Origin of the sequence: Iodobacter arcticus, from assembly GCF_042664895.1 — a bacterium.
GTDB classification, from domain to species: Bacteria; Pseudomonadota; Gammaproteobacteria; order Burkholderiales; family Chitinibacteraceae; genus Iodobacter; species Iodobacter arcticus.
In genome coordinates this window covers 185,702-209,451 of the sequence record NZ_JBHTBQ010000044.1, presented here as the reverse complement: position 1 = coordinate 209,451, position 23,750 = coordinate 185,702, and the positions used below count along the sequence as shown (strand labels likewise).

The window sequence follows — 23,750 nt, the reverse complement described above, 5'->3', positions numbered from 1 at the left end:
ATGAATTATTTAGGTTTGCTAGGTGATTATCCCGTTAGTCGCTATTTAAACGATGTGGAAATGGCTAATAAATTAGAACAGAAGAAGAAGCTTAGTGTTCAACCCGCCCATCAATTAAGTGCAATTAAAATTAACTCTCAATTTATTGAGTTGGTTGATAAATATTTTATGTGGAAAGGGTTTCTTACAATATTTACAACGTGTGCTATCTTTCTTTCTATATACATGATTTTAGGGACTTTAATAGCGGGATACACCCGAGAAGGTGGTTTGTCTGGAGCTTTGTGGATAATTTCTTTTGTATTCTTACTGGGTGTTCCTTTTATTTGTTTTTTTATCAGCAAGCTAAAAAAAGAGGCGTTTGCCTACACTCACTACCCCGTACGTCTTAATCGGCAAACTCGAATGGTGCATGTATTTAGAATTGATGGCACTGTGCTGAGTGTGCCTTGGGATGAGGTGTTTTTTTGTATTGCCTCTGCGGGAAAAGGCAATTGGGAAATTCAAGGTCATATTTTAGGAAAAGACAAAAAAACAGTATTTGATACCTTTGCTTTTATGCTGGTGACGAGTAGTAAGGCTGGGAATGCGGTATTAAAAAATTATTGGGAATTTGTTCGCCGCTATATGGAAGAAGGGCCAGAGTCTGTTATTGAAGGTATTACCGCCTACTTGCCGATTAGTGATCAGCGCGAAACCTTTAAGGCGGCATTTCTTCGTATGCATTTTACGGTTGGTGCTATGCCTATTATATTGCAAATCCCGCTATTACTTGTTTATCTCATCATCTACCCAGCCCGCTGGTTTGCCATGCGCACCAGTAAAATACCGATGTGGCCTAAAGAAATTGAAGATCAATGCCCCGTTGAAGAAAATGACCCTTATGCCCGTGATCATAGAAATAACCCTGCTTGATTTTTAACATGCAAATAAAAGCCTATTCGCATTGCGGGCGGGCTTTTAAATTACTCCAATTGGCGGTTCAATAAAATGGGATATACCGGTTTACTTCAGCCTTATAAAATTAATCGCCCTCTATCCGATGTGGATAGAGCTAATCAAATGCATCAGAAAAAGAAACTCGATGTAAAAACCAGTCACGAGCTCACGGTTATTGAAATAAATTCAAGTTATATTGAAGTTGTTGATAAGTTCTTTTATTGGAAAGGAGGAATGACAACTGGCTGTATTCTCTTGCTAACAATGATGGGATGTGCATTGCTTTCACTAGCGTACATCACTGCATTTGTAAATAAAGATTGGGAATCATGGGTGTTTCTCTTGTTTGCTTGCTTAGGATATAGCCCATTGGTCTGGCTATTTACAAAATCAATCCGAAAAGAAATCAATTACACCCATTATCCCATCAGGCTTAATCGTAAAACGCGAAAAGTGCATGTTTTTCGTCAAGATGGTACGGTGCTAACAACCTCTTGGGATAAATTATTTATCACTCAAGTCCCTGTTACAGGTCGGGATTGGGAGTTTCAATGCCATGTATTAGCGCCTGATGGTATTACTATTTTAGAAACATTTGGGCTTCCCGCCTTGGGCTATGGTGAGGCAGGGCGAGAGCAATATAAGGGCTATTGGGAATTTATTCGCCGCTATATGGAAGAAGGCCCTGCGCGTGTTTACGATGAAATTACCGGATGCCTGCCGATTAAACAACAGCGGGAGACTTTTAAATTTATTTATCATCGTTTAGCTTATTCCGTTGGGTCTTATAATCCAATGATTCTTGGATACTATGGGTTTTATTACCCCGGCCGCTGGCTTGCCATGCGCTATTCTAAAATCCCGCAATGGCCTGCTGATATTGAGGCTCAATGCCCTGTTGAAGCGAATGATCCATATTTTAAAGATGCATCAACGAATCCATTGTAAATAATGAAAAAAGAAATAAATAAACTTCAAGTGGCGATTAAATAAAATGGAATACACAGGTTTAATTTTTCCTTATAAAATTAATCGCCCTCTGTCCGATTTGTATAGAGCTAATCAAATGCATCAGAAGAAAAAGCTTGATGTAATAAAAAATTGCCACGAGCTCACGGTGATTGAAATTAATTCAAGTTATATTGAAGTTGTTGATAAGTTCTTTTATTGGAAAGGATTGATGACTACTGCGTGTTTGCCGATGTTAGTATCAATTGTAAGTGGCCTAATATATTTTTCATATATTTCAATCTATCTTAGGTATGAAAGACTCTCATCTTGGCTTTCTTTACTGTTTTTTCTTTTTGGTTTTAGCCCCTTAATCTGGTTGTTTACAAAATCAATCCGAAAAGAAATCAATTACACCCATTACCCCATCAGGCTTAATCGTAAAACGCGAAAAGTGCATGTTTTCCGTCAAGATGGCACGGTACTCACTACCCCTTGGGATAAATTATTTATTACTCAAGTTCCTGTTACAGATAGGTTTTATGAATTTCAATGCCATGTATTAGCGCCTGATGGCGTTACTATTTTAGAAACATTTGGGCTTCCCGCCTTGGGTCATGGTGGGGCAGGGCGAGAAGAATATAAGGGCTATTGGGAGTTTATTCGCCGCTATATGGAAGAAGGCCCTGAGTGTATTTATGATGAAATAACGGCTTGCCTACCGATTAAACAACAGCGTGAGACATTTAAATTTGCTCATTATTGCTTCATTTATGCAATAGGCTCACTTTATCCATTTATTATTTTTTACCTTATTCTGCTGCCATTTATTCTGATGTATTTTGTATGTTTTTACCCCGGCCGCTGGCTTGCCATGCGCTATTCAAAAATTCCGCAATGGCCTGCCGATATCGAGGCTCAATGCCCTGTTGAAGAAAATGATCCTTATTTTAAAGATTCATCAATGAATCCATTTTAAATAATGTAACGTGATGGTGCATCAGCAGCAGCTAGCCACTGCTACGCTCATGGATAAGGGCCAGTGCTTTTCGTCTAAGCGCTGGCCCTTATTGTTTACTAGAGGCGTGGTGCACTTTTGTGCGCCACTTGGGGTGTTATCCCTTTGCTTTCCACCCTCCACCCATGGCTTTGTAAAGGTCTACTGTGGCATTAAGCTGGTCGCGCTGTGCTGCGGCAAGGTTGAGCTGGGCTTGGAATAGGGATCGCTGGGCGTCTAGCACTTCCAGGTAGCCAGAGAAACCGTTGTCGTAGCGTAGCGTGGCGAGTTTTAATTGCCGGCTGAGCGAATCCAGTTGTAGCTGCTGGGCGGCGACGATTTTTGCGCTGCTGCTGCGGGCGATCAGCGCGTTTTGTGTTTCGGCAAAGGCTTGCTGAATGCTGAGGCGGTAATTGGCCACGGCTTGTTTCTGGCGCGCGGTAGCGCCATCTACATTGGCGGCGGTGCGGCCATTATCAAACAGTGGTGCGGCCAGATTGCCAAGGAAAGACCATGTTCTGGCCGGGCCTGAGAATAAATCACTGATCGATGCGCTTTCCGTGCCCAATAGCCCCGTGAGGGAGATGGTGGGGTAGTAAGCCGCCCGCGCTGCGGCGATGCGAGCACCCGCTGCTTTTAGTGATTGCTCGCTGGCTTGAATATCCGGGCGGCGAGTTAGTAGCTCGGAAGGCAGGCCCAGTGGCACATTCACAGGTAGGCTGATTTGCTTGAGCGTTTTGCCACGGGCAACCCCTGATTCGATCATTTCACGCGGGTTTTGGCCGATCAGAATGCTTAGGCTGCTGGCGACTTTGGCAATGCTTTGCTCAATGCCGGGTACGCTGGCTTGCGCGGCGGCGAGCTCTACTTCGGCCTGACGCATATCCAGCTCAGAGGTCACTCCGCCTTCAAAGCGGCGCTTGCGGAGCTGAAAGCTTTCCTGCCTTGTTTTAAGGGTGTCCACTGCAATAACAAGCTGCTGATCGAGTGCGCGTAAATTAAAGTAGGTTTGCGCCACATTGGCGTAGAGCGCCAGAGCCACTGCATCACGATTGTATTCACTGGCTAAAAGATCGGCCCTGGCGGCGTCGTTGGTGTTTTTAATGCGGCCCCAGAAATCCAGCTCCCAAGATGCGGTGGCACCCAGCAAGTAGCTGTCTGATGGGCTGCCGAGCAGGGGCGACATGCCACGGCCCGCTTTGCCACCCAAATCGAGCCTTGGAAGCTGGTCGGCAGAAGTAATCCCCAGTGCTGCGCGGGCTTCATCGATGCGGGCGGCGGCAATCACTAGGTTCTGGTTATGCGCTTCTGCGGCGCTGATTAAATTATCCAGCGCAGGGTCGTCAAATTGCGCCCACCAGTTGCGGCCTATGCTGATATCGCTCACTGAATCGCTACGCCATGCACTGGGCAACTCGGTTTTTGTGTCAACCACGGGCGGTGTTAGAGCGCAGGCGCTTAAGGTGGATGCAATCAGAAGTGCGAGTATGGTTTTACGCATGGTGATCTCCTGCTGCTGGGGTTTTGGCTGCTTTTTTCTCGCTCTGCTGCATAATCAGGCGGAAGAATAGCGGGATAAAGAAAATCGCAATAAAGGTGGCAGCGAGCATCCCGCCAATCACGGGCGTGCCCAGTGAGTGACGGCTGGCCGAGCCTGCGCCGCTGGATAAAACCAGAGGCACGCAACCTAAAATAAACGCGAGTGAAGTCATCACAATCGGGCGGAAGCGTAAGCGTGCGGCAGCAAGGGCAGAATCGAGCAAGCTCATGCCTTCTTCATGCTTCATGACGGCGAATTCCACAATCAGAATCGCATTTTTTGCCGCCAGCCCCACCAGCGTTACCAGACCAATCTGGAAGTAAACGTCGTTGGTTAAGCCGGTTAAAAATACCGCCAGTAGCGCACCAAATAGCGCAAAAGGCACGGCGCTAATCACGGCAATCGGCAGTGTCCAGCGCTCGTATTGCGCAGCCAGAATCAGGAACACCATGATAATACCAAAGCCAAAAGCCAGCGCTGCAGACGATCCTGCGGATTTTTCCTGATAGGCCGAGCCTGTCCATTGCAGCTTGTAGTCGCTACCCATCACGCTGGCTTCGACTTCTTCGAGTGCTTTAATGGCCTGACCAGAGCTGACGCCCGGTGCAGGTTGCGCCATGATTTTTGCGGCCTGGAACACATTAAAGCGCTCAACCAGCTCTGGGCCAACCGATGTTTTAACTTGTACAAGGCTGGTGAGTGGAATCATATCGCCTTTATCTGAGCGTACATAAACATTGCGGATATCATCCGGGCGTGCACGGAAATCGGCTTCAGATTGCAATTGCACACGGTAAGTACGGCCAAACTGGTTAAAGTCGTTGACATACACTTGGCCAAATGTGGCTTGCATGGTGTCAAACACCTGGTTGATGCTTACTCCCAACGCCTTGGCTTTTTCTCGATCAAGATCGAGATAAATCTGCGGCACATTGGCGCGGAAAGTGGTTGAAACGCTGGCAAATTCTGGACGTTTCTTGGCTTCATCCACAAAGCGCTGTGTGGCCTTGGAAAACTCCTTGGTGTCGCCCGTGCCTCGGTTTTGCAGATAGCCTTCAATCCCGCCGGTGGTCGACATCCCCTGAATAGCCGGCGGGTTAAAAGTAGCCGCAAAGCCGTCTTTCATGCCCATATAGGCCATGCCCTGGAATGTTTTAGCCAGTGTAAATGAGCTGTCTGCCGGGTCTTTACGTTCTTTCCAGTCTTTAAGCGTAGAGAACACAATGCCGCTATTGCTGATAATTGCGCCGGAAAGAATATCAAACCCCACAAAGGAAATGACGTTCTCGACATTCTTATTGGCCATCAGCATTTTTTCAAACTGATCACTAGAAGCGGCAGTACGGTTGAGCGAGGATGCGTCCGGCAGCATCACCGCGCTAATTAAAGTGCCCTGATCTTCATCAGGAACCAGCGCGCCGGGTACTTTTTGCAGCAAAACAAAAATCGCCAGTAATACGGCAGCAAACAGCACAAAAGCCACGCCAACCCGGCGGTTTAAGAATGCCACGCCACTGACATAGCCATTGGTAACGCGATCAAAGTTTTTGTTAAACCACACAAAAAACTTGGCGGGTTCGCTATGGCTATTTTTAAGCAAGATGGCACAAAGAGCAGGGGTGAGTGTTAAGGCCACAATCCCGGAGATGGTGACTGAAACCGCAATGGTGACGGCAAATTGCTTATACATCACACCGGTCATGCCGCCCATAAAGGCCACAGGCAGGAATACGGCGCAGAGTACTAACACAATGGCAATCACGGGACCGGCTACTTCCTGCATGGCCTGAATAGACGCTTCTTTGGCCGAACACTTGGTTTCGCTCATGATCCGTTCAACGTTTTCCAGCACCACAATGGCGTCATCCACCACAATACCAATGGCTAGCACCATACCGAACAGAGTTAAGAGATTGATCGAGAAACCCAGAAGCAACATCCCTGCAAACGTACCGATCAGTGAAATCGGCACAGCAATACACGGAATCAGCGTGGCGCGGAAGTTTTGTAAAAAGAGGTAAACCACGATGAATACCAAAATCATGGCTTCAAACAGGGTGTGAACCACTTCTTCGATAGAGATTTTTACAAACTCGGTGGTGTTATAAGGAATGGAGTAGGTAATGCCCTCGGGGAAACGTGTTTTTAGCTCTTCCATCTTGGCTTTTACGCCTGCGGCAACGGCAACGGCATTGGCGCCGGGTTGCAAATACAGCCCGATAGCCACGGCAGCTTTGCCATTGAGGCGGGCTTGCAGATCGTAATCTTTCCCGCCCATTTCAACGCGAGCCACATCTTTTAGGCGGATTTTTGCCCCATCCGCAGTCGAGCGGATAATGATGTTTTCAAACTCCTTTGCGTCTTTTAAGCGGCCCTGCGTATTTACCGTGTAGGTAAAATCAATCGGTGTTGTCGTCGGCTGTGCCCCGATTTTACCTGCGGCAAATTGCGCATTTTGCTCACGAATAGCACCAATCACATCGGATGGAGATAGCTTAAGCTGCGCCAGTCGATCCGGGCGCAGCCAAACGCGCATGGCGTAGTCTGTGCCCCCAAACATGCTTAAATCACCCACTCCGGGCAGGCGCTTTAGCTCGTCCACAATATTGAGCAGCGCGTAGTTAGAGAGGTAGGTGGTGTCGTAGCGATCATTCGGCGAATTCAAAGCCACTACTTCAAGGATGGATGTTGATTTCTTTTTAACCGTCACCCCCTGGCGTTTAACTTCTTCGGGCAATTGCGCCAACGCCGCAGAAACACGGTTGTTGACGTTAATCGTGGCCTGATCGGGATCTGTGCCAATTTCAAAGTAAACGTTCATGCTCATCTGGCCATTAGATGCCGAGCCAGATTGAACATAAATCATGTTTTCTACACCGTTGATTTGCTGCTCAAGCGGTGCGGCCACCGTTTGGGCAATCACATCGGGGGTAGCACCGGGGTAAACGGCAGAAACAGAAACAACGGGAGGGGTAATGCCGGGGTATTGCTCGATAGGCAACGAGCGCATCGCGGCCAAACCTGCCAGCACAATCACGATCGAAATCACGCTGGAGAAAATGGGCCGCTCAATAAAGAATTTAGAAAACATAGCGTGTCCTTATTGGGCAGCAGGGCTGCTGGCGGGAGATGGATTTACTACAGCGCCCGGCTTGGCTTTCATCAAGCCATCGATAATGACTTTCTGCCCCGCTTTTAGCCCTGATTCAATAATCACTTTGCCTCCCACCACCTGGCCTAGTTTTACCGGCACAGGCACTACTTTATTGTCGGCGCCCAGTGTCATCACAATATGATCGGCTTGCGACTGAACTACGGCGCGCTCAGGCACTAAAATGGCATTTTTGTGTTTACCTAGCTCCAGCGTCACGCGAACAAATTGCCCCGGCAGCAAATCACCGTTAGGGTTTTTGAAAATAGCGCGGGCGCGGATGGTGCCGGTTTTAGGATCGACGCGATTATCCGAGAAGTTGATTAAGCCTGATTGTGAATAAACGCTGCCATCAGCCAGCTTGATTCTGGCAACGAAATTTTTTGAATCGTTTAGCGTAATTTGCCCGTTACGGGTTGCGGCTTCCAGCTCTTGGCGATCTTGCTCGGAGTAGGAAAAGTTCACATACAGCGGATCAAGCTGGCTAATAGTTGTAAGACGGCCGGAATCCCCGGTGGCAGAAATTAGGCTCCCTTCTGATTGCACCAGCTTGCTAGTGGTGCCTGCAATTGGCGCAGTGACTTTGGTGTAGCCTAAATTAAGCTGGGCTTGCTTCACACTGGCCTGAGCGGTTTGGCTGCTGGCCAGGGCAGAGGCGTAAGCAGAAAGCGCATCGTCGTAGTCTTTACGGCTGACTGCGTTCTCTTTAAATAGCGGAATAATCCGATCACGATCGGCGCGGGCTTTTTCTAATTTAGACGCTTCTAAGGATAGCTGGCCCTTGGCTTGATCCAGCGTGGCTTTATAAGGCTCAGGGTCAATTTCGAATAAGACTTGTCCTGTTGCAACGTGCGCGCCTTCTACATAGGTTCTTTTTAATAAGATGCCATTGACGCGGGAGCGTACTTCCACATCGCGGTAACCCGCTGTTTCACCCACCATTTCTGTACTCAAAGGCACATCGTTGGCTTTTAGTTCGATAAAGCTAACGGGGGCAGGGGGTGGCGCAGCAGGGCCTTCTTGCTTGCCGCAGGCGCTGAGTAAAACCAGAGCAGCAAGGGCGCTTAGGCGAAATATTTCTGGTAAACATCGAGTACCCTGGTTCATGGGCTATCTCCGGCAGGGGTATTAAATTGAGGGTGGCAAATTAAGCTTAGATATAAGTCGTAAGGTTTCAAGGCAATGTCATTTGCATTGAAGAAAAATAGGCCGCCCAGAGTATTAGCTTTTATTTTTGCAAACCAGTGCATAGTGCTTTTATAAATTCACACTATTGCCTTGTGAGTTTAGGGCTTTGTCAGCTTATTCGCTTTCTTAGTTCTAGATGTCTGGTAGGGGCGGTGTCTTTTTGTGTGTAAAAACGAGGGGCTCTAATTCATTGATTTCCTTGCCACCTTTGTTTTTATTGCGCTTGATGTGTATGGCGCCGACTTCCGTTTTTTTATGAGGGAAGGCATTGTGTAAAGTCTTCACTTTTGTATTTTTTTAGATTAGACTGTCCAGTCTAAAATGAGGTGTGGCGATGGTTAAGAGTAAGCTTGCGGAGGATGAAACAGGGCTAGATCCTGTCATTTGTGCTGCTAAGTCTGTTTTTTGTGAAATGGGTTATCGTGCCAGCATTGAAAAAGTGGCCGCCAGAGCAGGCGTAGCAAGGCAAACTATTTATAACCGTTTTGGCAGTAAGCAAGCCTTGTTTGAATTAGCGATTGATCACTTTATCGGCGAGATGCTAGCACCGCTCGCGGTAACAGAAGGTGATGTGCGGGAGCGTTTATTGCGCTTTTCTTTGTCGTTTCGCGCACAAATTATGACGCCGGAGTCGGTAAAGGCGCATCGGGTGCTCACCGGTGAGGCGCCGCGTTTTCCAGAATTAGCGCGTCGCCATTTTGAGCTTTGTATTGAGCGCACGGCAAAGCAACTGGCGGCTCAGTTAGAAACGGCAATGCAAGAGGGTGTGTTACGCCAAGCAGACCCTTTTGAAGCGGCCACGTTTTTATTTGACATGTTGGCTGGTTACGATCAGCTGAAATTATTGTTTGGTGGCGAGCCGCCAGATCCATCAGGGGAAACGGCAAAGGTGACTCGCATTGTCGATATGTTCTTACGCGCGTATCAGGTGTAAGTGTTTTGTGGTGTTAGGTAGGCTGCAAGTGTTAAATTGTTGTTTTATTGAAATGAAATGCAATCTCATTACTATTGAAATTTATAGGCATAAATTAAACGATGTCATATTACAAAGGATTAGGAATGCTTCCTTCACTTAAAAAAAGTGTGGTTTTGGTTTTGGGCGTAGTCGCAGTATTGGCCGCCTGCGGTAAGCAAGAAGGCGGGCCTGCAGGTGCGGGTGGCGGCATGCCACCACCTGAAGTTACCGTGATCACGGTTCAGGCGGGCAGCTCTGCGCTGACCCGTGATTTAAGCGGTCGGATTACTGCCGTGCGTACTGCTGAAGTACGGGCGCGGGTAGATGGTATTTTAGAAAAGCGTTTATTTAATGAAGGCGGTGAGGTCAAAGCGGGCCAGTCTTTATTTAAGATTGATGCGCGTGTGCTGGAGGCGAATGCCGCAACGGCAAAAGCTGCGCTGGCCAAGGCTAAATCGAGTGTGCTGATTGCCAAACAAACAGCTGATCGTTATCGCCAGCTTGTGGGCGAGCAGGGTGTAAGCCGTCAGGAATTTGATCAGGCCGAGGCACAGCTTAAACAAGCCGAAGCCGAAGTGGCCGCAGCTGAAGCAGAAGTGCGCCGCAGTAGCGTGGATCTGGAGTACGCCAGCGTGCAAGCGCCGATCAGTGGCCGCATTGGCCGTGCTTTAGTTTCAGAAGGCGCGCTGCTGAATAAAGGGACAGGCACGCCTTTGGCAACGATCGAGCAACTGGATTCGGTGTATGTGGATTTCAACCAGTCTGGTGCTGATCTATTACGCTTAAAACAACTGACTAAGGCGGGCAAGCTCAAGCAAGCCTCGCTACCGGTTGATTTGCTGCTGGAAGATGGCTCTAGCTATGCCCATACAGGCAAATTGCTCTTTGCCGAGCAAACCATTGATCCGACAACGGGCACAGTGACGATGCGTGCTGAATTCCCTAATCCGGATCATCTGTTGTTACCCGGCATGTTTGCCACGGTAAGGGTTGCGCAGGGTGCGATGGACGCTACGGTACGTGTGCCGCAACAAGCGATTGTTTCATCGCCACAGGGCCAGTTCGTTTATGTAGTAGGTAGCGACAATAAAGTCGCCCCTGCGCCTGTGAAAACCGGCGGCTTTTCGGGTAAAGATTGGATTGTGTTGAGTGGCTTAAAAGGCGGCGAGCGCGTGATGATCGATGGCATCCAGAAAGTACGCCCCGGCGCGGTGGTGAATCCGGTTGATGCGGCTGCCCCTGCTTCTGCCCCTGCAAAAAAATAGCTGCTACTGATGATGCTTAGGCATCATCAGTAGTCCAACGCAGTGGCACCCCAAACCCAAACCTTTAACCACAGAGGAAAAAGAGAGCACAGAGGAGCACGGAGAAAAACACAGTAGGTTTTCTCCGTGAAACTCCGTGTTCTCCGTGCCCTCCGTGTTTTGAGATTTGGGTTTTGGGTGGAGTCTTACTGCGCGGCACTAGTGTATTAGGAGAGTTTATGTTTGCTCGTTTTTTTATCGATCGCCCCGTATTTGCTTGGGTGATCGCCATTATTATTGTTTTGGCAGGTTTGCTGGCTTTCAAAAGCCTGCCGATCTCTCAATACCCCGAAGTGGCTCCGCCCGCTTTAACGATTAACGCGACTTATCCCGGCGCGAGTGCGCAGGTGATGGAGGAAACGGTTACTGCACTGATTGAGCAGGAAATGAACGGTTTGGAGAACATGCAATATATGAGCTCCAACAGCGATAGCGCCGGTAATATGGCGATTACGCTGACGTTTAAGCCGGGCACAGATCTAGATATCGCCTCGGTAGAAGCGCAAAACCGTGTGAAGCGGGTTGAAGCGCGTTTGCCAAGCGAAGTGCGCCAGCAAGGCGTGCAGGTGGTTAAATCGCGTAGTAATTACCTGATGTTTGTGACGCTGCTGTCCCCTGATGGTAGTTACGACAATGTAGCGCTGGGTAGTTATGTGAATTCTAGCGTGATCGATTCCATTCGCCGTGTGCCGGGTGTGGGCGAGGCGATGTTGTTTGGCTCTGAATACGCCATGCGTATTTGGCTGGATCCGGCTAAGTTGGCAGGCTTTAAACTGTCTGCCGCCGAAGCACTGGCTGCAGTGCGTGCGCAAAACGTGCAATTGGCCACGGGTGAAATTGGTCAGCTGCCCGCCCCGCCGGGCCAGCAATTTACCGCAACCGTGGTGACGCAAGGTCGCTATTTAACGGCTGAGCAGTTTGGCAATATTGTGCTGCGCGATGGCAAAAATGGCTCGCAATTGCGCCTGAAAGATGTGGCTAAGGTTGAGCTGGGCGCATCCGATTACAGTGTATTGGCGCGTTTAAATGGTAAGAGCATCGCGGCGATTGGGATTAAATTGTCTCCTGATGGCAATGCGCTTGAAACCGCCAAGGCGGTAAAAGCCAAGCTGGATGAGTTGTCTAAGTTCTTCCCTAAGGGTATTGCGGTTGAAGTGCCTTACGATACCTCTAAGTTTGTGGATGTTTCGATCAAGGAAGTATTGACCACGCTGGTTGAAGCGATTGGTTTGGTATTTATTGTGATGTACCTGTTCTTGGGTAATATCCGCGCCACGCTGATTCCGACGATTGTGGTGCCGATTGCACTGTTGGGTGCTTTGGTGGGTTTGCAGTTGTTTGGTTATTCGATCAATGTGCTGACGATGTTTGCCATGGTGCTGGCGATTGGTATCTTGGTTGACGATGCCATTGTGGTGATCGAAAACGTCGAACGGATTATGTCTGAAGAGGGTCTTGCCCCGCGCGAAGCCACGCAAAAAGCGATGGGGCAGATTATTGGCCCGATTATCGCCATTACCTTGGTGCTAACCGCCGTGTTTGTGCCGATGGCGTTTTTCTCGGGTGCGGTGGGCGCGATTTATCGCCAGTTCTCGGTAACCTTGGTGCTGACGATGTTCTTCTCGGCGCTGATGGCTTTAACCTTAACGCCTGCATTGTGCGCAACGTTCCTCAAGCCTTTGAAAAAGGGAGAGCATCATGGCACCAAGGGTTTCTTGGGGTGGTTTAACCGCAAGTTTGCAGCTCTAACGATCCGCTATCAGGGCTGGGTAGGGACATGCATACGCAAGACCGGTTTGTCCTTGCTGTTTTTTGCTTTGATTTTGGCCTCTACCGGCTGGTTGATGTCGCGCTTGCCAACGTCTTTTCTGCCTGACGAAGACCAAGGTTACTTTATTAGCGTGGTGCAATTGCCTGCAGGCGCGACGCGTGAGCGTACGCTGGAAGTGGTTGAGCAGGTTGAGGCACACTTTGTAAAGCAGCCTGAAGTGGATCGTGTGATTGCGATTGTGGGGTTTAGCTTCTTTGGTCGCGGCCAAAATGCGGCGCTGGCCTTTGTCACCTTAAAAGACTGGAAAGATCGTCCTAAGCCGGATGATCAGGTGGCGGCTGTGGTGCAACGCGCCAATATGATGTTGTTCCGCATTAAACAAGCGTTCTCTTTTGCCACCAATGTGCCGCCGATTCCTGAATTAGCCTCGGTGGGTGGTTTTGATTTCCGCTTGCAAGATCGTGCTGGTTTAGGTCGTGATCGCCTTTATGAAGCACGCAATATGTTGCTGGGCATGGCTGCGCAAAATAAAGCTTTGGCGGGGGTGCGCCCTGATGGTCAAGAGCCGGGCCAGCAGCTTTTACTTGATGTAAATAAAGTAAAAGCCAGTCAGCTGGGTATTGATATGGCCGAGCTTAATAGCACACTGGCGATTTCATTAGGTTCTGCCTATGTGAATGACTTTGTGCGCGAAGGCCGTATCTTGCGTGTTTTGATGCAAGCCACGCCGGAAAGCCGTCTTTCACCAGACGATTTACTTAAGCTGCAAGTGAAGACCCGTGCGGGTAATCTAGTGCCGCTGTCTGAAATTGCCGTGGCCAAATGGCAGGCGGGTGCTTCTGCGCTGGATCGCTATAACGGCTTGCCTGCATTTAAGATTTCTGGCGGCCCAGCCCCTGGTAAAAGCTCGGGTGAGGCGATGGATGCGATGGAAGCAATGGCGAAGCAATTGCCGCCTGGCGTGGGCTTTGAATGGTCGGGTACTTCGTTTGAAGAACGCCTGTCTGGTTCGCAAGCGCCCTTCTTGTTTGGCTTATCGATTCTGATCGTGTTCTTATGCCTTGCCGCGCTGTATGAAAGCTGGTCGATCCCGTTTGCTGTGCTGTGGGTGGTGCCGCTGGGTATCTTTGGTGCGGTGGCCGCCATGACATTGCGCGGTTTGCCAGACGATGTTTATTTTAAGGTGGGACTGATCGCCATTATTGGTTTGTCTGCAAAGAACGCGATTCTGATTATCGAATTCGCCCGCGATTTGCAGCGTCAGGGCATGAGCGCAATCGATGCCACGCTGGAAGCTTGCCGTTTACGCTTCCGCCCGATTCTGATGACTTCGTTTGCCTTTATTGCCGGTGTATTGCCGCTGGCGATGAGTACCGGTGCCGGTGCAGCAAGCCGACGTGCCATTGGTACAGGGGTGATGGGTGGGATGATTACGGCTACGGTATTTGCGGTGTTCTTAGTGCCGGTGTTCTTTGTGGTGGTGCGCCGCTTCTTCCCTGAGAAAACCATGGTACGCAGCGACGAAATCGCAGATGACCATCGTTAATAGACGTGCCGGTCTTCGAAGGGCGGTGCGTCCGCTCTTCGAATCATGACGCGAACCAATAGGTAATAAATGTATGAAAAAACAATTAATGTCTAAGACCCTGCTGCTGGCGATGACGCTGGGCTTGGGCGCATGCGCGATGGGGCCGGATTACATTCGCCCTGTAGCGCCTGTTGCCAGTGTGGTGGGTAGCCAACCTGCGGATGTGGATACACCGCAATGGGCCAGTTACTTTAGCGATCCTGCTTTGCGTGCGGTGATTGAAAAAGCACTGGCTAATAACCGCGATTTAAAAATCGCCACGGCCAGAATCGAAGAAGCCCGTGCCTTGTATGGTATTCAGAAGGCGGATTTTTTGCCTTCAGTAAATGCCAATGGCTCGGGCAATATCAGCCGCAACAATCCAGACGCTGATATCAGCCGCCGCTATGAGGCTAATCTGGCGCTGCTCTCTTACGAGGTGGATTTCTGGGGCCGTGTGCGTCGTTTAAGTGAAGCGGCCAAGGCCAACTATCTGGCAAGTGAAGAGGCGCAGCAATCGGTACGCAGCACGCTGATTGCCGATGTGGCCAATAGCTATTACAGCGCTCAAGCCCTACAGACACGCAGCAGCTTTGCCGAGCAAACCGCTACGGCGCGGGCCGAAAGTTTGCGGGTGGTGAAGCGCCGTATGGATGTGGGCGTGGCTAATCGCCTTGATCTGTTGCAGGCCGAAGCAGCTCAAGATAGCGCAAGCAGCGATCATGCGGCTTTAGCCCGGCAATCTGTCAATGCGCAAACTGCGCTCGCTGTTTTGGTGGGTGAGGCGGTGAGCCTGCCTGCGGCCAATTTAAATGCGGAAGTCGTTCAGTTGCCCAGCGGATTAAACTCTACCGTTTTGCTCGAGCGCCCAGATGTGCGCGCTGCGGAGCAAAAGCTGGTTGCAGCTAATGCCAATATCGGTGCGGCTCGCGCGGCCTTCTTTCCTAAAGTCACTTTAATGGGCAGCGGCGGTGTGATGAGTAATGAGCTGGAGGATTTATTCTCTGGCGGCAACCGTGCATGGAGTTTTTTACCGCAAATCAGCCTGCCGCTGTTTGATGGTGGACGCTTGCGTGCTGGCGCTGATATTGCGGAAGCCCGGAAAGTGATTGCCGTGGCTGAATACGAAAAAACCATTCAGCTGGCGTTTAAAGACGCCGCCGATGTGTTATCTGATCAGGTATGGTTGAGTAAGCAGCTAACAGCCCAGCAACGCCTTGCTGATCGGCAGGAGCAGCGCCTGAAACTTGCAGAAGCACGCTATGCATCAGGCTTGTCGGGCTATTTGGATGTGCTGGATGCGCAGCGTGAGTTTTACGCGGCCAGCCAGGGCCTGATCGAAACGCGTCGTGCTCGTTTAGCTGCATCGGCACAAGCGTTTAAGGCTTTGGGCGGGAAGTAATACGCGCTAGTTGATTGGTTTTATAAGCGAACAGCCCCAGTTGGGGCTGTTTTTTATTGTTTGATAGATCAACTGTTTGGCTGATGATGAGATGCGGGCGTGTTTGCACGGCGAAAAAACTGCATTAAAAATTGCGCTAGCGCAGCTGCTGGCTCTTGATGCTCTGGCAAACTGAAGGCGCTGAGCTGTGTGTGCAGTGCTTGAAAAGATCTATTTTCTGCCAAAGCTAAATATTGCTGGCAAAGCGGGGCGATGGCTTGCCATTGTGCGGTTTGCAGCTCGGCTAGCTTACTTAAATCAGCTTTGGGTGATGGCTTGCCATTTGGAAAGATGACTTTCCAGCTTTCAATAAGGGGCTGCATCATGATGTGCTGTAGCAGCGCCAAAAAGCTGGCTGCGCCTTTGCCGCCGGCATGCAGCCAGCTGTTGCGACCTGCCGGGGCTAAGGCATCGAGCAGAGGGGCGGCAAGCTGTAGGGCTGTGTCGTCGCCGCTGGCGGCCATCATCCAGCCTAATTGTGCGGCGCACTGAGGCTCGCCAATCAGGGCCAGATCAATATGATGCCAGCCTTGTGCCTGCGCCCATTGAGCGCTTTGCAAATAGCCTGCTAAATCAGCATGGCCTGCAGAAATAAGCAGGCCATTGTGGGGTAAAGAGGGGATTTGCGATTGCATATCAAGCGGCAGCAGCATGAGCTGTGCCATTTGCAAGGGTTTAAGCCGAGATTGCAATGACTCTAGAATGGCCGCTGGGGCAAGAAATAAAACAGGGCCATTGAATAGAGTCATAGTGGCTTATTGTTGGCAGTTGTTAATCAATTGTTTGAGTGCCTCAGGATTGAGAATTTCAATCAAGCGGTTTTGCACTTTAATTAAGCCGTTCTCTTGGAATTTTGATAATGAGCGGCTCACGGTTTCAAGCTTAAGGCCTAAATAGCTGCCGATTTCTTCACGCGTCATGCGTAAATGAAAGCTGCTGGCAGAATATCCCCGAATGGCAAAGCGTTGAGATAAATTTAGCAAGAAAGCCGCAATACGTTCTTCTGCTTTCATATTTCCCAATAAAAGCATCACGCCATGATCGCGCACAATTTCGCGGCTCATCATTTTATAAAGATGATGTTGCAAGATCGGGATGCGGCGGCTGAGTTCTTCCATATCAGTAAAAGGCAGCTCGCAGACTTCGCTGTCTTCTAAGGCAATGGCATCACAGGTATGCAGATCAGAGCTAACCGCATCCATGCCCATGAGCTCACCGGTCATATGAAAGCCGGTGACTTGCTCGCGACCATCTTCAGAAATTACGCTGGCTTTAAAAAAACCTAAGCGAATCGCAAACAGGGAGCGAAATGGCTCTCCTGCACGGTAGAGCGCTTCACCGCGCTTAATCGGCTTGGCTTGGGTAATTAAGTGATCAAGCTCGCGCATTTCATCAGCGGAAAGACCAATCGGCAAGCAAAGCTCACGCAAACTGCAATTAATGCAGCTTTGGCGCAGGTGCTTGAGGCTAAGGTCACGTACTGGAATATGAGATGTCGGTGTCATTGGGCGTTTCAATTCAGTGTTTTAAGATATCCATCACTGCAAGTTATTTCCGGTGCAGATATTGATATCGATCAAGGTTATAAAAAATGAATCTAGGCAAGCTGCACTCATATGATAAATAAGGATAAAACAGCATGCTTCAAAATAATGTTACGGTCTTACAGCCACTTGATTTTGATCGAAACTTGATAAGCCAACACAGCGGGAAAGGGCCAAGGTATACATCCTACCCCACTGCGGATCGATTTGCTGTAATGGATGCAGATCGCTATGAGCAAAGTGTGCGCCAGCAACAGCCCGGTATTGGAATAAAACCGCTGTCATTGTATTTTCACTTGCCCTTTTGCAATACCATTTGTTATTACTGCGCCTGTAATAAAGTCATTACAAAAGATCAGGGTAAAGCGGATCAATACCTCGATTATCTACTTAAAGAAGTAAAAATACAGGCCGCATTATTAACTAAGCGTGGCAAGATTTCTCAGTTGCATTTTGGCGGCGGCACACCCACTTTTCTGAGCGATGCACAATTAACGCGATTAATGGACGGTATTCGTCATTATTTCGATTTAAAGCCTGATGGCGAGTTTTCAATTGAAATCGATCCTCGCAAAGTCAGTGCGGCGACTGTGGCATTGTTAGGGCAAATTGGCTTTAACCGCATGAGCGTGGGCGTGCAGGATTTTGATCCGCAGGTGCAAAAAGCGGTGAACCGGATTCAAACCGAGGAAGAAACCAGAGCGGTGATTGATGCCGCACGTGCCAATGGCTTTAAGTCCGTGAGTATTGATCTGATTTACGGCTTGCCGCATCAAACTCAGGCCCGGATGTACCAGACGATTGAGCGTGTCCTCACTTTGCGCCCAGATCGGCTGGCCCTGTATAGCTATGCCCATTTGCCCGAGCGTTTTATGCCGCAAAGACGCATTGATGCTGGGCAGCTACCCTCAACAGAGGGTAAACTCGACATCTTGCAAAGCAGTGTGAATCAGCTTCTTGCCGCGGGTTATATCTATATCGGCATGGATCATTTTGCTTTACCTGATGATCCGCTGGCAATTGCTCAAAGAAGAGGGCAGTTGCATCGGAATTTCCAGGGTTATTCAACGCATGCCGATTGCGATCTGATGGCTTTTGGTGTGTCAGCAATCGGCAAAGTGGCCAATTGTTTTGCCCAGAATGTAAAAGATTTAGATGCTTATTATCTGGCCTTAGATAAAGATCGTTTGCCGATAGAGCGTGGCTTGATGATCACACACGATGATTTTTTGCGTGGCTCGGTGATTCAATCTTTAATGTGCCAGTTTGAATTGAGTTTTCAGCCTGTAGAATTGGCTTATTTGATTGATTTTAAAAGCTATTTCTCTGAAGAGCTTGCTTTGCTTATGCCGCTTCAAGCTCAGGGTTTGCTTGAGGTGAGAGACGATTCAATCATTGTTAGTCCTAAGGGGCGTTTTTTGATCCGCTCGATTGCCATGGTTTTTGATCGCTATTTGCGTCATGCCCCTCGCGCAGGGAGCTATTCTAAGTTGATATAAACTAATGCTGGAATTAGATTTTCTTGCTTTGTTTTTAGCCGGTTTATTAGGGGGCGGGCATTGTGTTGGAATGTGCGGTGGTGTCGTTGCCGCCTTTAGTTTGCAGCTCCCAAAGGGCCCACGCTGGCATTACCATTTGGGGTTTAACCTTGGTCGCTTGCTGGGCTATTGCCTGATTGGTATGCTTGCGGGCTTGCTAGGCTCTTTGTCTGTGTTGCTTTCATTACAAAGCGTGAAAAGCGGCTTGTTTATCCTTGCCAATTTATTATTGATTTTGCTTGGCAGTTATATGGCGGGCTGGTCATCTATTATTTTATTGCTGGAAAAAGCCGGGCGCCCTTTATGGCTTAAAATTCAACCTTATATGCGGCTATTTTTACCGATAAAAAGATGGCCGGATACGCTGATTGTAGGGGCTTTGTGGGGATGGTTGCCCTGTGGTTTGGTTTATACCGCTTCTTTAAACGCACTTGCCAGTGCCAGCCCCTGGTACGGTGCTTTAATTATGCTGTCTTTTGGCTTAGGCACACTGCCCAATTTACTGCTGATGTCCGCCTTTGCAGAACAGTTGCGACAGCTGTTTAAGAATAAATATTTACGCTATTTGTTTGGTGGAGGTTTGATGCTTTTAGGCGCTTATCGATTGATTCAATTTATGTTTTAGTCATGATTTCTTGTGTAAAGTGAACGTAAATATGAGCTGATTGTTATCAATTTTTTTTGCGGATGCTTGGGTGGATGATGTTTTAAAATAAAAAAATAGCTATTGAATCTGGCGCTTTGCAGTCATTTTATAAAAAAGGATTTTTAAAAAAATGCCTACCCCCATTTTGGTTGTTGATGATTCTGCTATGGCCAGAAAAATGCTGATCAAGGCTTTGCCTAAGAATTGGGATGTTGACATCACGCAAGCATGTAATGGTATTGAAGCACTAGCAGCTTATCGAGCAGGTCAAGCAGATGTGATGTTTTTAGATTTAACCATGCCGCTGATGGATGGTTATGCTGTATTAGAAACGCTGCAAAAAGAAGGTTTAAATAGTTATGTCGTCGTGGTTTCGGCGGATATTCAAGTACTCGCGCGTGAGCGTGTGCGACAATTGGGGGCTGCGGCCTTTGTTCAAAAACCTGTGAAAGCTTCTGATATTGAGATTATTTTGCGCGAATATGGAATCGCTTTATGAATGAAGAATTGTTTTTGACAGAAGAGCAAACCGATGCCTTGCAAGAAATTACCAATATTGCTATGGGCCGTGCAGGCGCGCAGCTGGCACAAATTCTAAATACATTTATTAAGCTATCTGTTCCACGCATTAATATTATTCAATCATCATCTATTAGCCATAATATTGTGCATATGATTGGTGCCAAAAGTGCGGCAACGGCGATTCGTCAATCATTTAATGGCTCTTTATCGGGTGAGGCCATGGTGGTTTATGACCAGTATGGCTGTAGAAACCTGGCTGATCTGATGGGCTATGATGGCGTAATTGATCGCACTGCCGAGCGGGAATTACTTTTAGATGTGGGTAATGTATTGGTGGGTGCTTGTTTAAATGGCGTGGCCGATTTATTAGGGGCTTCGTTAGTTTTTTCTGCGCCCACCATTATGGCGGAAAACGTTGAGGTGGATCAGCTGATCAATATCAAGCAGATCACCTGGAATTACGCCTTGTTGGTTGAAGTGCATTTCACTTTGGAAATTCGTGATTTCACCTGCCACTTACTCACATTAATGCCAGAGGAATCCATTTTGCGATTGCAACTGGCCATCGATGCGTTTATGGACAAGATCTAATGCAAGAAAGATTATGTGATTTTATCGTTAATGAAGTCGGCGTCGGCGTTTTTTCGCTGGATCGCGATTATCGTATTTTGCTGTGGAATCGTTTTATGGCTCAGCATAGTGGCATTGCCGCTGAGCAAGCGATAGGCTCAAATTTATTTGAGCTGTTTCCTGAATTGCCAGAGAAGTGGCTTAGCAAAAAAATTGAAAGTGTTTTTGTGCTTAAAAACTTTGCTTTTACCTCATGGGAACAAAGGCCGTATTTGTTTAAATTTCCACATAACCGCCCTATTACAGGTGGTATGGATTTTATGCAGCAAAACACCACCTTTATGCCTGTGCGCAATGAATTGGGTGAGGTTGATGCAGTTACCGTGAATTTATTTGATGTGACTGATAATGCCATTGCACAAAACCTGCTTCAAGAGGCCATGGGAAAGCTTGAAGAGTTTTCTAATCGTGATGGTTTAACGGGTATATACAACCGCCGTTATCTTGATATGCGTTTTACGCAGGAGCTGGAGCGGATGTCTCGCTATCAGGCTGCATTTTTTACCGTGATTTTGTTTGATTTGGATCGCTTTAAGCGGGTGAATGATCACTATGGTCATGTTGCAGGGGATGAGGTGTTGCGTGTTGTTGCATCCCGGGTGCTCACCACATTAAGAGATACGGATGTATTTGGTCGTTATGGCGGTGAGGAATTTTTACTCCTGCTGCCACAAACAGATTTGGCGGGGGCAGAAATTGCCGCAGAAAGAATCCGGGAGATTTTATGCTCAACACCTGTACAAGTGGGCGAGAATAAAATTGAAATTTCAGCCAGTCTAGGCCTTTCTGAATGCCACTTTGGGGTAAAAAACCCGCAACAAGTGATTGAAGAAGCAGATTTGGCCTTGTATTCATCCAAGCAGAATGGGCGTAATCGGGTGACCGTTTTTTCCGTCACTTTGCGAGATTGATTATTTATATTGCATATTTAAAAAGAGCCCGTTGGGCTCTTTTTTTTTGCTGGATTCTGTACAAACAAAGTGCCTAGCTTAAATTTATTAGCAATGTGCACGTAATTTTTTGAAATAATCAACTTTACTATGTCTATAAAGAATGCAGAGGTGCGGCGATCGCGGTACCACTCGTATGACATACACGGTGAGGAGAGGCGTCATGGATGTCTTTAATAATTTTGCGGCACGATATGAGCGCACACGCGAAGAAGAAATGTCCCTTAGGGACTATCTGGAGCTATGTAAACAAGATCAGGTTGCTTATGCTACCGCAGCAGAGCGGATGCTGATGGCGATTGGCGAGCCAGAGTTGATTGATACTCGGCTTGATTCCAGCTTGTCACGTATTTTCCAGAATAAAGTGATTCGCATTTATCCTGCATTTCGTGAATTTTATGGCATGGAAGAAGTGATCGAGCAAGTGGTGGCTTATTTCCGGCATGCCGCTCAAGGCTTGGAAGAAAAGAAGCAGATTCTTTATTTGCTTGGCCCCGTAGGGGGTGGTAAAAGCTCGATCGCTGAAAAATTAAAAGAATTGATGGAGTGCGTGCCTTTTTATTGCATTAAAGGCTCGCCAGTGAACGAGTCGCCTTTGGGGTTATTTAATGCGGATGAAGATGGCAGCTTATTAGAAGAGCAATTTGGTATTGCCAGCCGTTATTTAAAAACCATTCCAAGCCCTTGGGCCGTAAAACGCCTTCACGAATTTAATGGGGATATTAATCAGTTTAGAGTGGTAAAGCGCCATCCTTCGGTATTACGCCAGGTGGCCATCGCTAAGACTGAGCCAGGAGATGAAAACAATCAGGATATCTCCGCCTTGGTGGGTAAGGTGGATATTCGTAAATTAGAAAAATACGCACAGGATGATCCTGATGCGTATAGCTACTCAGGCGGTTTGTGCTTAGCCAATCAAGGCTTGCTTGAGTTCGTGGAAATGTTTAAAGCACCGATTAAAGTGCTGCACCCTTTATTGACGGCGACTCAAGAGGGTAACTTTAAGGGCACTGAAGGCTTTGGCGCTATTCCCTTTGATGGTGTGGTGTTAGCTCACTCTAATGAATCAGAATGGAAGCAATTCAAAAATAATAAAAATAATGAAGCTTTTTTAGATCGTATTTATATTGTGAAAGTGCCTTACTGCCTAAGGGTGAGTGAGGAAGTAAAGATTTATGAAAAATTAGTGCTTAACTCTTCTTTATCTAAAGCGCCTTGCGCTCCGGGTACTTTAAAAATGATGGCGCAGTTTGCAATACTTTCGCGTCTGCGTGAGCCAGAAAACTCCAGCATCTTTTCTAAAATGCTGGTTTACGACGGTGAAAATTTAAAAGATGTCGATCCAAAAGCAAAATCGATTCAGGAATACCGCGATTTTGCAGGTGTGGATGAAGGCATGAATGGTTTATCTACACGGTTTGCCTTCAAGATTTTATCTAAAGTATTTAATTTTGATCATGCAGAAGTTGCAGCAAACCCTGTGCATTTATTGTATTTACTAGAGCAACAAGTCGAACGCGAGCAATTTTCTGCCGAGCTAGAGCAAAAATATATCTCCTATATCAAAGAGTTTATGGCTTTGAAATACGTTGATTTTATTGGCAAAGAAATCCAAACAGCCTATTTGGAAAGTTATTCCGAATATGGGCAAAATATTTTTGATCGCTATGTCACATTGGCCGATTACTGGATTCAGGATCAGGAGTATCGCGATGCAGACACAGGGGAATCATTTGATCGAACTAGCTTAAATAATGAGCTGGAAAAAATAGAAAAGCCTGCGGGCATTTCTAATCCTAAAGATTTTAGAAATGAAATTGTTAATTTTGTATTGAGAGCCCGTGCCAATAATGGGGGGAACAACCCCGCTTGGACTTCATATGAAAAATTACGCTCTGTGATTGAGAAAAAAATGTTTTCTAATACGGAGGAGTTACTGCCGGTTATTTCATTTAATGCCAAGGCAAGTCATGATGATGCACGTAAACACGAAGATTTTGTGAATCGGATGGTGAGCAAAGGCTATACGCCGAAACAGGTCAGGCTCTTGTGCGAGTGGTATTTAAGAGTCCGTAAATCGTCGTAATCCAGTGGGGCTGAGGGGTGAAATCGAGGTGGA

General features: G+C 47.8%; 18 protein-coding genes. 13 read left to right on the top strand and 5 right to left on the bottom strand.

Annotation, left to right across the window (positions count from 1 at the left end; all coding sequences use genetic code 11):
• From ACFQNF_RS18465 to ACFQNF_RS18455, 3 genes are all read left to right on the top strand, one after another.
• Positions 1–915 carry a DUF6708 domain-containing protein gene (locus ACFQNF_RS18465; RefSeq protein WP_380189471.1) on the top strand — a complete coding sequence of 305 codons (915 nt, stop codon included), beginning with the start codon at positions 1–3 and terminating at the stop codon, positions 913–915.
• Between the two features lie 75 nt (positions 916–990).
• A complete protein-coding gene (locus ACFQNF_RS18460) occupies positions 991–1,887 on the top strand; it encodes a DUF6708 domain-containing protein (RefSeq protein ID WP_380189469.1) in 897 nt (298 codons plus the stop codon).
• 46 nt (positions 1,888–1,933) lie between these two features.
• The gene (locus ACFQNF_RS18455) at positions 1,934–2,866 is read left to right on the top strand and encodes a DUF6708 domain-containing protein (protein ID WP_380189467.1); all 933 of its coding nucleotides are present in this window, start codon (positions 1,934–1,936) and stop codon (positions 2,864–2,866) included.
• A 136-nt stretch (positions 2,867–3,002) separates the two neighbouring features.
• Here the strand turns inward: ACFQNF_RS18455 and ACFQNF_RS18450 are convergent, their stop codons facing one another.
• The 3 genes from ACFQNF_RS18450 to ACFQNF_RS18440 are packed head-to-tail and all read right to left on the bottom strand — an operon-like array spanning position 3,003 to position 8,682.
• Positions 3,003–4,385, bottom strand: a complete 1,383-nt coding sequence (locus tag ACFQNF_RS18450) for an efflux transporter outer membrane subunit (protein ID WP_380189465.1) — start codon at positions 4,383–4,385, stop codon at positions 3,003–3,005.
• On the bottom strand, positions 4,378–7,515 hold the full coding sequence (locus ACFQNF_RS18445; protein ID WP_380189463.1) for an efflux RND transporter permease subunit: 3,138 nt from the start codon (positions 7,513–7,515) through the stop codon (positions 4,378–4,380). The genes ACFQNF_RS18450 and ACFQNF_RS18445 overlap by 8 nt, the downstream gene beginning before the upstream one ends.
• Positions 7,516–7,524: 9 nt before the next feature.
• Positions 7,525–8,682: an efflux RND transporter periplasmic adaptor subunit gene (locus ACFQNF_RS18440; RefSeq protein ID WP_380189461.1), complete on the bottom strand. Its 1,158-nt coding sequence runs from the start codon at positions 8,680–8,682 to the stop codon at positions 7,525–7,527.
• Between the two features lie 415 nt (positions 8,683–9,097).
• On the opposite strand from ACFQNF_RS18440, the gene ACFQNF_RS18435 reads away from it, so the two are divergent.
• The 4 genes from ACFQNF_RS18435 to ACFQNF_RS18420 all read left to right on the top strand — a co-directional run bounded on the left by ACFQNF_RS18435 (position 9,098) and on the right by ACFQNF_RS18420 (position 15,762).
• Positions 9,098–9,697: a TetR/AcrR family transcriptional regulator gene (locus tag ACFQNF_RS18435; RefSeq protein ID WP_380189459.1), complete on the top strand. Its 600-nt coding sequence runs from the start codon at positions 9,098–9,100 to the stop codon at positions 9,695–9,697.
• Positions 9,698–9,822: 125 nt separating this feature from the next.
• Positions 9,823–10,983 (top strand): efflux RND transporter periplasmic adaptor subunit, encoded by a 1,161-nt coding sequence (locus ACFQNF_RS18430; protein WP_380189457.1) that lies wholly within the window; start codon positions 9,823–9,825, stop codon positions 10,981–10,983.
• Positions 10,984–11,201: 218 nt separating this feature from the next.
• A complete protein-coding gene (locus ACFQNF_RS18425; RefSeq protein WP_380189455.1) occupies positions 11,202–14,339 on the top strand; it encodes an efflux RND transporter permease subunit in 3,138 nt (1,045 codons plus the stop codon).
• Positions 14,340–14,412: 73 nt separating this feature from the next.
• A complete protein-coding gene (locus tag ACFQNF_RS18420; RefSeq protein WP_380189453.1) occupies positions 14,413–15,762 on the top strand; it encodes an efflux transporter outer membrane subunit in 1,350 nt (449 codons plus the stop codon).
• A gap of 68 nt (positions 15,763–15,830) precedes the next feature.
• Here ACFQNF_RS18420 and ACFQNF_RS18415 read toward each other — a convergent pair whose 3' ends face one another.
• The gene (locus tag ACFQNF_RS18415; protein WP_380189451.1) at positions 15,831–16,550 is read right to left on the bottom strand and encodes a hypothetical protein; all 720 of its coding nucleotides are present in this window, start codon (positions 16,548–16,550) and stop codon (positions 15,831–15,833) included.
• A gap of 6 nt (positions 16,551–16,556) precedes the next feature.
• The gene (gene fnr / locus ACFQNF_RS18410; protein WP_380189449.1) at positions 16,557–17,306 is read right to left on the bottom strand and encodes a fumarate/nitrate reduction transcriptional regulator Fnr; all 750 of its coding nucleotides are present in this window, start codon (positions 17,304–17,306) and stop codon (positions 16,557–16,559) included.
• Positions 17,307–17,440: 134 nt separating this feature from the next.
• On the opposite strand from fnr, the gene hemN reads away from it, so the two are divergent.
• From hemN to ACFQNF_RS18380, 6 genes are all read left to right on the top strand, one after another.
• On the top strand, positions 17,441–18,844 hold the full coding sequence (gene hemN, locus ACFQNF_RS18405) for an oxygen-independent coproporphyrinogen III oxidase (protein ID WP_380189447.1): 1,404 nt from the start codon (positions 17,441–17,443) through the stop codon (positions 18,842–18,844).
• A gap of 4 nt (positions 18,845–18,848) precedes the next feature.
• Entirely contained in the window at positions 18,849–19,508 is a 660-nt protein-coding gene (locus tag ACFQNF_RS18400; protein WP_380189445.1) for a sulfite exporter TauE/SafE family protein, read from the top strand.
• A 151-nt stretch (positions 19,509–19,659) separates the two neighbouring features.
• Positions 19,660–20,028 (top strand): response regulator, encoded by a 369-nt coding sequence (locus ACFQNF_RS18395; protein WP_380189443.1) that lies wholly within the window; start codon positions 19,660–19,662, stop codon positions 20,026–20,028.
• Positions 20,025–20,642 (top strand): chemotaxis protein CheC, encoded by a 618-nt coding sequence (locus ACFQNF_RS18390; RefSeq protein WP_380189441.1) that lies wholly within the window; start codon positions 20,025–20,027, stop codon positions 20,640–20,642. Before ACFQNF_RS18395 ends, ACFQNF_RS18390 begins: the two co-directional genes overlap by 4 nt.
• Positions 20,642–21,592 (top strand): GGDEF domain-containing protein, encoded by a 951-nt coding sequence (locus tag ACFQNF_RS18385; RefSeq protein ID WP_380189439.1) that lies wholly within the window; start codon positions 20,642–20,644, stop codon positions 21,590–21,592. The genes ACFQNF_RS18390 and ACFQNF_RS18385 overlap by 1 nt, the downstream gene beginning before the upstream one ends.
• Positions 21,593–21,794: 202 nt before the next feature.
• Positions 21,795–23,717 carry a PrkA family serine protein kinase gene (locus tag ACFQNF_RS18380; protein ID WP_046351872.1) on the top strand — a complete coding sequence of 641 codons (1,923 nt, stop codon included), beginning with the start codon at positions 21,795–21,797 and terminating at the stop codon, positions 23,715–23,717.
• Positions 23,718–23,750: the final 33 nt, after the last annotated feature.